Annotated in this window: 7 protein-coding genes and 1 rRNA gene; 7 read left to right on the top strand and 1 reads right to left on the bottom strand. The window is 46.6% G+C overall.

The window, feature by feature from the left end; translation table 11 throughout:
• Positions 1–177 precede the first annotated feature (177 nt).
• A complete protein-coding gene (locus FHS17_RS23535; protein ID WP_167280913.1) occupies positions 178–1,146 on the bottom strand; it encodes a sugar phosphate isomerase/epimerase family protein in 969 nt (322 codons plus the stop codon).
• Positions 1,147–1,532: 386 nt separating this feature from the next.
• On the opposite strand from FHS17_RS23535, the gene FHS17_RS23530 reads away from it, so the two are divergent.
• The 7 genes from FHS17_RS23530 to FHS17_RS23500 form a co-directional block, all read left to right on the top strand.
• Entirely contained in the window at positions 1,533–2,648 is a 1,116-nt protein-coding gene (locus FHS17_RS23530) for a S1C family serine protease (protein WP_341805906.1), read from the top strand.
• A 36-nt stretch (positions 2,649–2,684) separates the two neighbouring features.
• The gene (locus FHS17_RS23525; RefSeq protein ID WP_167280912.1) at positions 2,685–4,598 is read left to right on the top strand and encodes a copper amine oxidase N-terminal domain-containing protein; all 1,914 of its coding nucleotides are present in this window, start codon (positions 2,685–2,687) and stop codon (positions 4,596–4,598) included.
• Positions 4,599–4,745: 147 nt separating this feature from the next.
• Positions 4,746–7,268 carry a U32 family peptidase gene (locus tag FHS17_RS23520; RefSeq protein ID WP_167280911.1) on the top strand — a complete coding sequence of 841 codons (2,523 nt, stop codon included), beginning with the start codon at positions 4,746–4,748 and terminating at the stop codon, positions 7,266–7,268.
• 13 nt (positions 7,269–7,281) lie between these two features.
• Positions 7,282–7,983 carry a heptaprenylglyceryl phosphate synthase gene (pcrB, locus tag FHS17_RS23515; protein WP_167280910.1) on the top strand — a complete coding sequence of 234 codons (702 nt, stop codon included), beginning with the start codon at positions 7,282–7,284 and terminating at the stop codon, positions 7,981–7,983.
• 223 nt (positions 7,984–8,206) lie between these two features.
• Complete coding sequence (gene pcrA, locus FHS17_RS23510; RefSeq protein ID WP_167280909.1) at positions 8,207–10,567, top strand: DNA helicase PcrA; 2,361 nt, start codon at positions 8,207–8,209, stop codon at positions 10,565–10,567.
• 24 nt (positions 10,568–10,591) lie between these two features.
• Entirely contained in the window at positions 10,592–12,625 is a 2,034-nt protein-coding gene (gene ligA / locus FHS17_RS23505; RefSeq protein ID WP_167280908.1) for an NAD-dependent DNA ligase LigA, read from the top strand.
• 335 nt (positions 12,626–12,960) lie between these two features.
• A 16S ribosomal RNA gene (locus FHS17_RS23500) occupies positions 12,961–13,049 on the top strand; the annotation flags it as partial.

Genomic DNA, 13,049 nt, shown 5'->3' with positions numbered 1-13,049 from the left:
TAATTCTTTTGGTTGGATGAGTGAGCGGAGCGAGAACATGTTTCTGGAGAAGCGTAGCGTTCGCTTTTGTATGTGGATTTCAACCGCTGGGCGGTTAATTAAAGAAATCCACAGACAACGGTCGATCGGAAGAAACATGCTCTTGCGCAGCGAATGCCCTATCCCACCACTAAAGAATTAAACCCACCACATATCGCCAACAGGCTCTTTAATCAAAACTTGCTGCAAGTTTTGAACAGCTTTCGAGAAGCCTTCTTCAACGGACATCAGGCCGTCTTCATGCTCGATGCTGACAACATAGTCGTAACCAACAAGGCGCAGCGTGCTGATAATATCTGCCCAAGTTTTGAGGTCATGACCAAAGCCAACGGAACGGAACTGCCAAGCACGATCAAGCATCATTGTGTACGATTGCATATCTGTCAGACCATGTTTGTTTACGTTGTTAACGTCGATTGTTGTATCTTTAGCATGGAAGTGATGGATCGCATTTTCGCGGCCCAGAATCTTGATCGCTTCTACAGGGTCAATTCCTTGCCACCACATATGGGATGGGTCAAGGTTAGCACCGATTGCTTTACCTGCAGCTTCACGAAGGCGAAGCAGAGTAGCAGGTGTATGAACGGAGAAGCCGCCATGCAGCTCGAGGCCGATTTTGATACCGCTTTGTTCAGCGATTCCGCCAACTTCAGACCAATATGGAATAACTTTTTCTTCCCATTGCCATTTCAAGATATCTTGGAAATCGTTTGGCCAAGGAGCAACCGGCCAGTTCGGATATTTTGCATCCTCATGGTCGCCAGGGCAGCCGGAGAATGTATTTACCACTGGGACTTCCAGACGGTTAGCAAGCTCGATTGTTTTACGGATAATAGCGTCATCTGCACTGGAGATTGCTTTTTGCGGATGAAGTGGGTTAGCATGACAGCTAAGTGCGCTGATGATCAGGCCACGTGATTCTACCGCTTGTTTAAACGCTTTCAATTTGCCTGCATCAGCAAGCAGAACATCTGGATCGCAGTGTGCGTTGCCAGGGTAACCGCCAGTTCCAAGTTCAACTGCTTCTAGACCTTTAGAAGCGATATAATCGAGTGCTTCTTCAAAAGGTTTTTGTGAGAAAAGTACAGCAAATACGCCTAATTTCATTATAATACCCTCCTATGGTTTGTTTGTCCTCATTATAGCATCCTCCTTCACGGGATACCTCATAATTACAAAAGAAAAACCAAAATCGCATATAAACAAAGCAATTCAAATGAAAGCGTCGTCTCCTTGCTGCAATGTTTTATCCTGCAAAGGACAAGAAACCTCAGAAGCAAGATCTACAAGAGTAAATAATTAAACGATGCTATTGAATCTAGTCGAATTTTTCGCAATAAGGAATGGGAATTATTTTAATAGGCTATTTTCACGATTTTTACCAAATCTATTACAAATTCTTCTTGTTGTGCACTATCTTAGCGTGATACATTTAGGAAAGTGTTTCCTATATATGGGATTCTCTTTTTTGTTGGATCTGGGAGAGTGATAGAGTGAAGCGTAGTATGATTCGGGCAGGAGCCATCGTCCTAACGGGAGGACTATTGGTGACTGGTTCTGCGTTTGCAGCGGGAACGGCAGCAAGTCCCGGAACAATGAAAATGAGTGCAACCAAAATTAATGGAGAAGTGTATGTAAAAGCTTCATCTCTCACGGGGACGTTGGGAGGCGCAGGGACTTATGATGCATCATCCAAGACCTATTCGTACACACCGCCTGCCGATATTCCAACTATTATCAGCAAGGTGTCGCCTTCCGTTGTCGGAATCATTGGCAAGCCAGTAAATGGAGGCGATCAGCGGTATGCTTTAGCACATGGGACAGGCGTCATTATGAAATCAGATGGATGGATTTTGACAAACGCTCATGTCGTGAAAGACATGACCAATATTACTGTTGTTACAGCGGATGGTAAGCAGTACAGCGGGAAGACAAGCAATGTTGACGAGGTAAGCGATCTAGCGCTTGTCAAAATTAATGCGACCAAGCTGCCGGTTGCTAAGTTTGCTGCCTCACCTCTGCAAGCGAAAGTTGGAGAGACGGTTATTGCAATCGGAACTCCAGTATCTTTCTCGCTTCGCAACACGGCTACTACAGGTATTCTTAGCGGTATGAACCGTTCGGTCTCGTCGTTCTACAGGCTGCTGCAGACCGATGCGGCTATTAATCCTGGTAACAGCGGCGGTCCACTCGTGAATATGAAAGGCGAAGTGATCGGAATTAATTCCATGAAGTTTGTGGATGAAGGTATCGATAACATGGGCTTTTCGATTCCAATTGATACCGTTTCCTATGTAACCGGACAATTCTTCAAGTACGATTATGTAAAACGTGCATCCTTGGGAGTAGGATTGGAAGAAAGCTATGCAGCTATTGTTGGTCTGCCGACTGATGATGGCCTGACGGTGACTTCTGTTAAATCGGAATCTGCCAAGAAACTAGGAGTTCAAATTGGGGATGTTTTATACTCCGTTGCAGGTCATCAGATTTCATCTATCGTAGAGCTGAATGAGCTCTTGAAATCGTATCTACCTGGGCAGCAGATTGAAATTATGATGATGATTGATGGCGATTTGGTTACCCGTAAACTAACGCTGACTACGGCATAATAATTCTATTTATTTATAATAGGGAGAGTAGAGAGAATGAAAGCATTAAGAATGAAGCGATTTGTATTTATGTTATTAGCTGTTTTTCTGGTTGCAACAATCGTACCAGCAGCGGCTTATGCAGCTGATTCAACAAGTGGTGCGGTCGAAGTCCGCCTGAAGGCAGGCAGTACAAATGTTGCGATTAACGGAAAACAATCGTCTGTATTGACGGCTCCATTTGAGAAAAGTGGAACAACGATGGTACCGCTTAGTGTAATTACGAAAGCATTTGGCGCTAAGTTGAAGCTGCAAGACAACAAGATTATTACGCTTACTTACAATGACAAGACTGTCGTTGTAACGATCGGCAGCAAGACTGTGAAGGTAAACGGTAAAAATCAAACCGTTGCTGTTGCGCCAGTTATTATCAAGGGAACAACGATGGTACCTGTTCGAGTAATCGTTGAGGCTTTTGGAGCTAAGATCGGTAGAGATAAGAAAACCAATGAAATCGTTATTACAGGTGCACTTGCACAGTCAGGCAGCAGTAACTCAGGTGGAGGCTCGACAAACCTGGATCCTGACTACGGCAAAACCAAATTTGGCGACAGCTACCTGGGATGGACGATGAACTACCCTCCAGGGCTTTTATTGGTTGCACAAAGTGATGATGGAACCTATGCGGAGTGGGGCAGCACAACCAGCGAATCGAGTGTAATCGTATCGACTGAACATGCGACAGATGTTCTGACCAGCACCGAGATCCGTGATAAGATTTCTGTGGATTGGCTGCCAAGTGATGAGGTAGTCATCGATAAACGTACGATTACGGTTAACGGCCAAAGCTTTGAGAAAATGGTAACAAGATCATCTGAACAAGGAATGCTGTTTGAATATCGCGCTACTCAAAAAGGCGAAACGCTCTATTTCGTGATGGTAGGTGTAGTTGGGAAAGAAAAAACATCTCTTGATCCATACCAGTCCTTGTTAGACAGCTTTGTTCCTTCCTTCGATAAGTCGGATAGTACAATTAAGGACATTACCAAAGTAAAAGATGGTCTCATGTCGATCAATAATGAAGAGTTTGGTCTTTCTCTTAAACTGCCTGCCGGCTGGTATGGTGTAAAGAACAGCCCGAACCCTATGTATGTAAGTGAGAACGGGTTCTTCTCCTTCGGGATCTCATCATTGCAGGCACAGGACACGGCAGAGCAATGGCTCGCTCGCGTACAAAAGCAGCTTCATGAGGATTTCCTGCCTAATTATATTAAAAATGAAAAAACCTCTTCTATTGTTATGAAGGATGGCAACGCTCTTGTTCTTACTTATGAGTTTTCCTATGACCAAAAAACATGGTACACAGCTAATGAAGTGTTCTTGGTCGTAGGTAACTATCGTTATGCGCTTGAATTCAACTATGATTCGAAGCTTGGTACCCAAGGCGATACGTTGTTTAAATCCACATTGGCAACAGTAGATATCGATACGGCTTATATTGACAAGAATTATGGCCAGATCGAAGATGATACTGATAACATTGACCGTACAAAAGTCAACACGAAGAGAAGTACTAAATATGGCTACTCTATCGATCTTCCTGCCCATTGGCTGGGTGTGAACACTGATTTTGAACAAGATGCTGTAGCTTATATCAGTGATTACGGTCAGTTGATTATCCAAACGATTGAAGATGCTGATGTTGCAAGTGTATCTAATGCTGTTCAACAAGGCTTACGAGAAGATGGTCTTTCAGTCACTAGAGGTAATGTCTTCTCTGTAGGCAATACGTCTGTCAGCAGTTTCTCAGTTCAAGAGGATATAGACGGAATTCCGACTACGGAAATCTTCTACCTTGTTGAACACAACGGCAACACACTGGCGTTTATCTTTACTATTAATAACGCCAATGCAACAACTACGGCTCTTAACGGTTTTGATACTATTGTAAAATCGATCAAGTTCCAATAATCGCAACATCATTTCACAGAGGAGCCGGTTCTCAACTAAGAGAATCGGCTTCTTTTCTCTGCCCTGCCAGTATTGGGTGGTGGCATCTAGTGCCGTGGTTTGTTAAACTAGCAATAGCAGGTTTACAATTGGAGGAATGAATGTCGAATGACGATTAATATAAAGCGAGAGGATATCGAGCTGCTGGCTCCGGCCGGCGACTGGGAATGCATGCGTGCAGCAGTAGCTAACGGCGCGGATGCCATTTTTTTTGGCGTAGAGAAGTTTAATGCCCGGGCTCGTGCGAACAATTTCCGAAGTGAGGAACTGCCTGAGATTATGGCTTTTCTTCATACGTATGGGGTAAAAGGTTTTCTGACCTTTAATATTCTCGTATTCGAGGATGAACTTCGTGATGCTAAGCAATTAATTGAGATGTGTATTAATGCCGGTGTCGATGCGGTTATCGTTCAGGATTTAGGTCTTGTGAAAATGATTCGTGAATTGTCTCCGGATTTCCCGATTCATGGCTCTACTCAAATGACCATTACTTCGCCAGAAGCAGTGGAGTTCACGAAGCCATTTGGTATGGAACGTGTCGTGCTTGGGCGCGAGAATAACTTGAAGCAAATTCAAAAGATTGGTGAGCAAGCGAAGCTTCCAATGGAAGTATTCGTACACGGTGCGCTTTGCGTATCCTACTCGGGCCAATGTTTAACATCAGAAATGTGGGGCGGACGTTCTGCGAACCGCGGTGAATGCGCGCAGGCATGCCGACTCCCGTACGATCTAATGGTTGATGGGGAGCATAAGCCGATGGGCGATGTCGCTTATTTATTATCTCCTAAGGATCTTGCGGCTATTGATCTGATTCCTGAATTGATTCAAGCGGGTGTTACTTCCTTCAAAATTGAAGGCCGCCTGAAAAGCCCGGAATATGTGGCGAACGTAGTAAGTAAATACCGCAAAGCGATCGACAGCTATTTTGCTGGTGACCTTACAGGTCCTTCGAAGGAAGAGATCCGTGAGCTGCAGCAAAGCTTCTCCCGCGGCTTTACACATGGCTTCCTGACAGGAACAAACAATAAACAACTGGTAGACGGGACCTTCCCGAAAAGCCGCGGCGTATATCTTGGCCGTGTTGAACGTATTCTTCGTGATGCAGTAACGATCCGCCTTGAAGCTCCGCTCAAACGCGGCGACGGTATCGTATTTGACGCTGGGGATCCAACGAAGAAGGAAGAAGGCGGACGTGTCTATGATCTTCGCCGTCATGGTCAGAAGATTGAAGGCGAAGCACAGGAAGGAACTCTTCTTGAGCTTGTAGCCGGACGTAATGACGTAGACCTTCGCAAAGTGCATGTTGGGGATAAGATTTGGAAGACCAATGACCCTGCATTAGATAGACGCCTACGTACAACTTTCGAGACTGAGAAGCCGTACCGTGTATTCCCTCTGCATTTGAAGGTATCCGGTGCAGCAGGCGAGCCGCTTCGTACTTGGTGGACGGATGTTCAGAAGGGTGTTACGGTTGCGGTTGAATCTGAGCTTATGCTTGAGCAAGCGAATAAGCGCCCGATGGATGCAGCATTGCTTGAAGATCAGCTTGGTCGTCTTGGTGGTACCTTGTATCAGCTGGACCAGATTGAAGTTGCACTCGAGGGTGAACTAATCGTACCGGTTCGTGAACTGAACAGGATGCGTCGTGAAGCTGTTGAGAAGCTGACGGGCGAGCGTCCGAAGCCGCCGATCTATGTGAAGTACTTGATTGATCCTTTGGATGATGTTCCTAACACGGCAGCAGCACAACAAGCCAAACAACAGGTGGCGGAACCCCAATTGACGGCTCTTTGCCGTAATTTGGAGCAGGTCGAAGCGGCCGTTCAAATGAACGTAGAGATGATCTATGCCGACTTTGAATTCATTAAGCAGTTCCCTGCTGCTATTGAAGTAGCAAGACGCGCTGGAAAACCGATTGCACTTGCTACGCCTCGCATTCATATGCCTGGAGAGAACGGCTACCATGCGAATATATTGAAGCTTCAACCGGATGCGGTGCTTGTGCGCAATACGGGTGCATTGTATTACTACCTGCGTGCGCGTGCAGAGAATCCCGATAAACCGTTCCCGAGATTGATCGGTGATTTCTCACTTAACGTGGCGAATCATAAAGCAGTTGAAGTATTTGCTGATGCGGGTCTTGATCTCATTACGCCGTCGTATGACCTGAACATTCAGCAGATGGTCGATATGCTGGAGAAATCGGATACTTCCCGTCTGGAGGTCGTTATCCAGCAGCACATGCCGATGTTCCATACAGAGCATTGCGTTTATTGTACCTTCATGAGCGAAGGAACGGACTATACGAACTGTGGCCGTCCTTGTGAAGATCATCGTGCATCCCTTCAGGACCGTATTGGTATGTCGCATCCCGTACGTGTAGACGAAGGCTGCCGTAATACGGTGTACAATGCAATTGAGCAATCGGGCTCCGAATATATCCGCAACTTCCTTGAGCTTGGCGTACCATCCTTCCGCGTTGAATTCTTGGAAGAAACGCCGGACAAAGTACGTGAAGTGCTTGGATTATACCGGGATGCACTAGATGGCCGTATTAGCGGTACGAAAGTATGGAAAACGTTAAAAGCAACGAACCAGCTCGGTGTAACACGCGGGCAGCTCGTGAAATAAGGAGAACCATCGCATGAATGGAGCATGGTACAGCAACTGGAGACATGTGTTCAAATTAGATCCGGAGAAGGAAATTTCAGATGATGCACTGGATGCCATCTGTATGTCCGGAACCGATGCTATTATTGTTGGCGGCTCCAGCGGCGTTACGTTTGAAAATACGGTTGATCTCATGGCGCGCATTCGCCGCTATGAGGTTGACTGTGCCCTCGAGGTATCGACAATTGACGGTGCGGTACCTGGTTTTGACGGCTATTTCGTCCCAATTGTCCTCAATACGGACAAGGCGGAATGGATTATCGGCCGCCAAATTGAAGGGCTGAAGGAATATGGTTCCTTTGTTCCATGGGAAGAGACGGCTTCGCAGGGGTATATTATCCTTAACAGCGAAGCGACAGCTGCAGCAGTCACTGGTGCTAGAACAGAACTGGACGAAGCGGCGCTGGTTGCTCATGTTCGTATGGGAGCAAGACTCATGCGTCTGCCGGTCATCTATATCGAGTACAGCGGGCGTTTTGGCGACATGGCACTTGTTCGTGCAGCGAAGGAAGCTGCTCATGAAACGCAGTTGTTTTATGGCGGAGGCATTCATAATGCGGATACGGCCCGTCTTGCTGCCGAACATGCAGATACCATTGTCGTTGGAAATATCATCTACACCGATCTGACGGTCGCATTGTCGACGGTCGAGGCTGTTCGTGCAGTTATCCGGTAACAAGATGTGTTTGATGAAGTAAGCTTAAGATTAAGGTTATACTACGTAATATGAAGCAGCACAGAGCTATTCCGAGAGCGTTTTTGAAAGCTTTAGGAATAGCTTTTTATTTGTAAATTGACACTTTAGAAGCCGTTGTCTACACTAACAATAAAGAGCGAACAAATACGAACAGTTCTATACTTAAATTAAAAATTTATACCAAAGATTAAGGAGTACATTCATGTTTAATCCGATTAATATCGATCAAGCCGTACAGAAGCTGAACCCTCCGCAGCGAGATGCCGTTCAGGCAACGGATGGACCTTTACTTATTATGGCGGGAGCAGGCAGCGGCAAGACGCGCGTGCTTACCCATCGTATCGCTTATTTAATTGAGAAGAAGCGGGTTGCTCCTTGGAGCATATTAGCCATTACCTTTACAAATAAAGCAGCAAGAGAGATGCAGGCTAGGGTTGCCGCGTTGATTGGGCCGTCTGGTCAAGATATATGGGTATCGACTTTCCACTCCATGTGTGTACGGATTCTCAGAAAAGATATCAGCCGAATTGGCTTTACCTCTAATTTCTCGATTCTTGATTCCGCAGATCAGCTGTCAGTTATCCGCAATTGTATGAAGGAACTTAATATCGATGTGAAAAAGATAGAGCCTAAATCTGTGCAGGCTGCGATGAGTGGAGCAAAGAATGAACTGCTGTCGCCGGAACGTTACGAGCAAAAGACAGGCGACTATTTCACTGATATTGTGGCGAAGGTATATAAGATGTATCAGAAGCGGCTGAAGAGCAATAACTCGCTTGACTTCGATGATCTGATCATGACGACGATTGAGTTATTTAAGGAAATGCCGGAAGTGCTGGAATTCTATCAGAACAAATTCCGTTTTATCCACGTCGATGAGTATCAGGATACGAACCGTGCCCAGTATATGCTCTGCCGTATGCTGGCGGACAAACATCATAATATTTGCGTTGTTGGTGACAGTGACCAGTCGATCTATCGCTGGCGTGGAGCAGACATTTCGAACATTCTGAACTTTGAAGATGACTATCCGGAAGCTCGGACGATCATGCTCGAGCAGAACTATCGTTCAACCTCGAATATCCTTGATGCGGCGAATGCTGTTATTAAGCTGAATACGGGTCGTAAAGCGAAAAAGCTGTGGACCGATCAAGGGGAAGGCGATCTGATTACGTTATACCAGGCGGATTCTGAACATGATGAAGGCTATTTCGTAACCGGCACAATCAGTAAGAATGTGAAAAACGGACGTAAATACGAGGATCATGCGATTTTGTACCGGACGAACGCCCAGTCTCGTGTAATAGAGGAAATTCTCATCAAGTCCGATATTCCTTATCAGATCGTTGGCGGTATCAAGTTCTATGATCGGAAAGAGATTAAGGACTTGCTTGCTTACCTTAGACTAATCTCGAATCCAGACGATGATATCAGCTTGCAGCGGATCATTAATGTTCCGAAGCGGGGGATTGGCGATACAACAGTTGCGAAGCTTGCTGAAGAAGCTGTACGCCAAGGAACATCCATCTATAACGTACTCGGCAATTTGCAAGGGATCGATCTGAATGCACGTGCGCAAGGGCTGCTTCATGAGTTCCGGGATATGATCGATAACTTGACGCAAATGGTTGATTACTTGTCAGTGACTGAGTTGACCGAAAAGGTGCTGGAAATGTCGCAGTACCGCATAGAGCTGCAGCGTGAGAAGACACTTGAATCGACGGCTCGACTCGAGAATATTGACGAGTTCCTCTCCGTTACGCAGGATTTCGAAAAACGGAACGATGACAAGACGTTAGTAGCGTTCTTGACCGATCTGGCTCTTATTGCTGATATCGATTCGATGGATAAAGACGAGGAAGGCCAAGTGGTAGACAATAACGCGGTCGTTCTAATGACAATGCATAGTGCCAAAGGTCTTGAGTTCCCGGTTGTATTCATTATCGGGATGGAGGAAAGTATCTTCCCGCACAGCCGTGCGCTTAATGACAATGAGGAGCTGGAGGAAGAGCGACGACTTGCTTATGTAGGGATCACTCGTGCAGAGAAGCAGCTTTATATGACCAGTGCGCGCATGCGGACCTTATTCGGTCGTACCAGCTCCAATATGCCTTCTCGTTTCCTGCAGGAATTGCCGGACCATGTCAAGACACTGGCATCACCGGGCGGTACCATTGGCCGTTCTGGAAGCAGCTTTGGCGGAGGCAGTCGCCCGAGCTTTGGCTCAAGCAGCAGCACCGCTGGCTTTGGAGCAGGACGCACACCATCCTTTGGCGGTGCAGCTAGCGCGGGAGCACGTACCTCTGGTCCATCGGGAGCGGGAGTACGCGTAAGTACACCGCTTGACGCAGCAGCGAAAGCCGTACAAGGTGGCGCTGCCGCTAGCGGCAGTGCTGACCGACTGTTTACTGCTGGTGACAGAGTTGCACATGGTAAATGGGGCGAAGGTGTAGTTGTTTCCGTCAAAGGAACGGGCAATGACATGGAACTCCAAATCGCTTTCCCAGCGCCAGTAGGTGTCAAACGGCTATTGGCCGGTTTTGCACCAATAACGAAAGTTTAATGAATGGAAGGATGGGACCCTCCCATGGACAATCAGACGGCTACGCCTGAGCAAGTGACCCGTATGCAAGAGCTTGCAGCGGAAATTTCCGCTCATAACTATCAATACTACACACTTGATCGGCCTTCTATTAATGATGCTGACTACGATAAACTGTACGATGAGCTGGTAGCACTTGAGACAGCAACAGGTGTTGTGCTGCCGGACTCTCCGACACAGCGGGTAGGCGGAGAGCTGCTAAAAGGCTTTGAGCCTCACCGTCATCGGGCTCGTTTATGGAGCCTTGATAAGGCGCAGGACATAGAGGATCTGCTCGCTTGGAATCAGCGGGTACTTAAAGGCATTAATGATTATAATGCAAAGCATCCAGAGGAAGAGCCACTTCCACAACCGAGTTATGTCATTGAGCTGAAGTTCGACGGTCTTACCCTAAACCTGACTTATGAGAATGGACAGCTCATCCAAGCTTCTACACGGGGGAATGGCACAGTAGGCGAGGGGATATTGGCGCAGGTGCGCACGATCCGTTCTGTTCCGTTAACTATTCCTTTCCGAGATGGGATCATTGAAGTGCAAGGCGAGGGCATTATGAACCTGTCAGTCTTGGAGAGCTATAACCAAACGGCAGTGGATCCGCTTAAGAATGCACGTAATGCCGCAGCAGGTGCACTTCGCAACCTGAATCCGAAAGTAACGGCAGAGAGAAAGCTGAATGCTTTCTTCTATAATGTTGGACACGCGGAAGGAATCTCGTTTACGAATCATCGTGAAATGCAGCAATTCCTGAAAGATAACTTATTTAAAGTAAATCCGTATGCTTCCTATTTCGATACGATTGAAGAAGTACAGGCGGAGTTAGTGCATATAACTGAAATGCGTACCAGTCTCGACTTTTTAATCGATGGTGCCGTCGTGAAGCTCGTAGATATGCGTACGAGGGAAGCGCTTGGCTATACGGACAAATTCCCGCGGTGGGCTGTCGCCTTTAAGTTTGAGGCGGAAGAAGCGGCAACGGTGCTGGAGTCTGTATCTTGGGAAGTTGGCCGTACTGGAAAAATCACACCGGTAGCACGAGTTGAAGCCGTGGAACTTGCAGGCGTAACCGTTCAAAACTGTACGCTGAACAATATTGGAGATATTGAGCGGAAGAATTTGAAATATGCTCTTGGCACGCTTGTATCTATCCGCAGGTCCAATGATGTTATTCCAGAGATACTAGGCAAAGTAGATGACGAGCCAGGGCAAGAGATCGTGTTCCCAACCGAATGTCCTTCTTGCGGAACTGGGCTTGAGCAGCGCGGCGCCCATCTATTCTGTAACAATAAGCTCGGCTGCCGTCCGCAAATTATTGGACGTATTACTCATTTTGCATCCCGCGACGCGATGGATATCGAGGCTTTCAGCATCATGACAGCGGAGCAGCTGTATGCGGACTGTAATGTTCATGATCCGGCAGACCTCTATGCCCTTGGCTACGATGATTTGATCAAGCTGGATCGTTTCGGTGATAAAAAAGCACGTAAGCTGTTAGATGCACTTGAGAAGTCCAAAGATCGCGATTTGGCCGCTTTCTTGTTCGCACTTGGCATTCCTAACACCGGTAAGGCTACGACTAAAATGCTGGCCGATCATTATGGAAGCCTGGATGGTGTGATGACAGCAACAGCTGATGAGCTTGTTGGTCTTCAGGATGTAGGCGCGATCGTAGCAGACAGCATAGTCAACTATTTTGCGGATCCCATTATTGCGGCAAGTATAGCTCGTATGCGAGAGCTTGGTGTAAAAGCGGAAGCCGATCAGCCTGCCGTTGTACGCCAAGACAGCATTTTTAGCGGCAAGACCGTTGTTCTGACCGGAACATTGTCGAAGATGTCGAGAGATGAAGCGGCTAAGAAACTCGAGGCATGTGGTGCGAAAGTAAGCGGCAGCGTCTCCAAGAAGACGGACTTCGTCATTGCTGGTGAAAGTGCAGGCAGTAAACTGACTAAAGCACGGGATCTTGGGATTACCGTTATCGAAGACGAGGATGAACTGATTCGTTTGTTAGGCGAAGACTAGAATGGATAAGCGCTGTATGCCTTAAAAGGCATGCGGCGCTTTTTTAATGCAACTAAATGTAAATGTCATTTATTACAAGTTGTAATTCAAAATCGGACATGGTATATTATTTCTTGTCGCTTCGGAAGACACGGCGCAGACAACTGAAACACACGAGTTGAAAAACAAATGTGAAACAAGCTGTTGACAACGAGTTGAGAAGCTGATAATATAACATCTTGTCACCGACAAAATGTGACAAACAAACAAGTTCTTTGAAAACTGAACAAATGAATCACGTCGATTCAAACAAGTTTTAAAATAGCTAGTCAAGTTTGAGCAAGTCAAACAACCATTTCATGGAGAGTTTGATCCTGGCTCAGGACGAACGCTGGCGGCGTGCCTAATACATGCAAGTCGAGCGGATCTTTTCCTTCGGGAAAAG

It is taken from the genome of Paenibacillus lupini (genome assembly GCF_011761355.1).
GTDB lineage: Bacteria > Bacillota > Bacilli > Paenibacillales > Paenibacillaceae > Pristimantibacillus > Pristimantibacillus lupini.
The sequence above is the reverse complement of the archived record's forward strand: the minus strand, read 5'-3'. Positions and strand labels throughout refer to the sequence as shown.

What these genes read in the sequence shown, in the direction of transcription:
- FHS17_RS23525 (WP_167280912.1), top strand. Translation starts at nt 2,685, where the DNA reads ATGAAAGCATTAAGAATGAAGCGATTTGTATTTATGTTATTAGCTGTT.
- pcrA (WP_167280909.1), top strand. Translation starts at nt 8,207, where the DNA reads ATGTTTAATCCGATTAATATCGATCAAGCCGTACAGAAGCTGAACCCT.
- FHS17_RS23535 (WP_167280913.1), bottom strand. Translation starts at nt 1,146, where the DNA reads ATGAAATTAGGCGTATTTGCTGTACTTTTCTCACAAAAACCTTTTGAA.
- ligA (WP_167280908.1), top strand. Translation starts at nt 10,592, where the DNA reads ATGGACAATCAGACGGCTACGCCTGAGCAAGTGACCCGTATGCAAGAG.
- FHS17_RS23520 (WP_167280911.1), top strand. Translation starts at nt 4,746, where the DNA reads ATGACGATTAATATAAAGCGAGAGGATATCGAGCTGCTGGCTCCGGCC.
- pcrB (WP_167280910.1), top strand. Translation starts at nt 7,282, where the DNA reads ATGAATGGAGCATGGTACAGCAACTGGAGACATGTGTTCAAATTAGAT.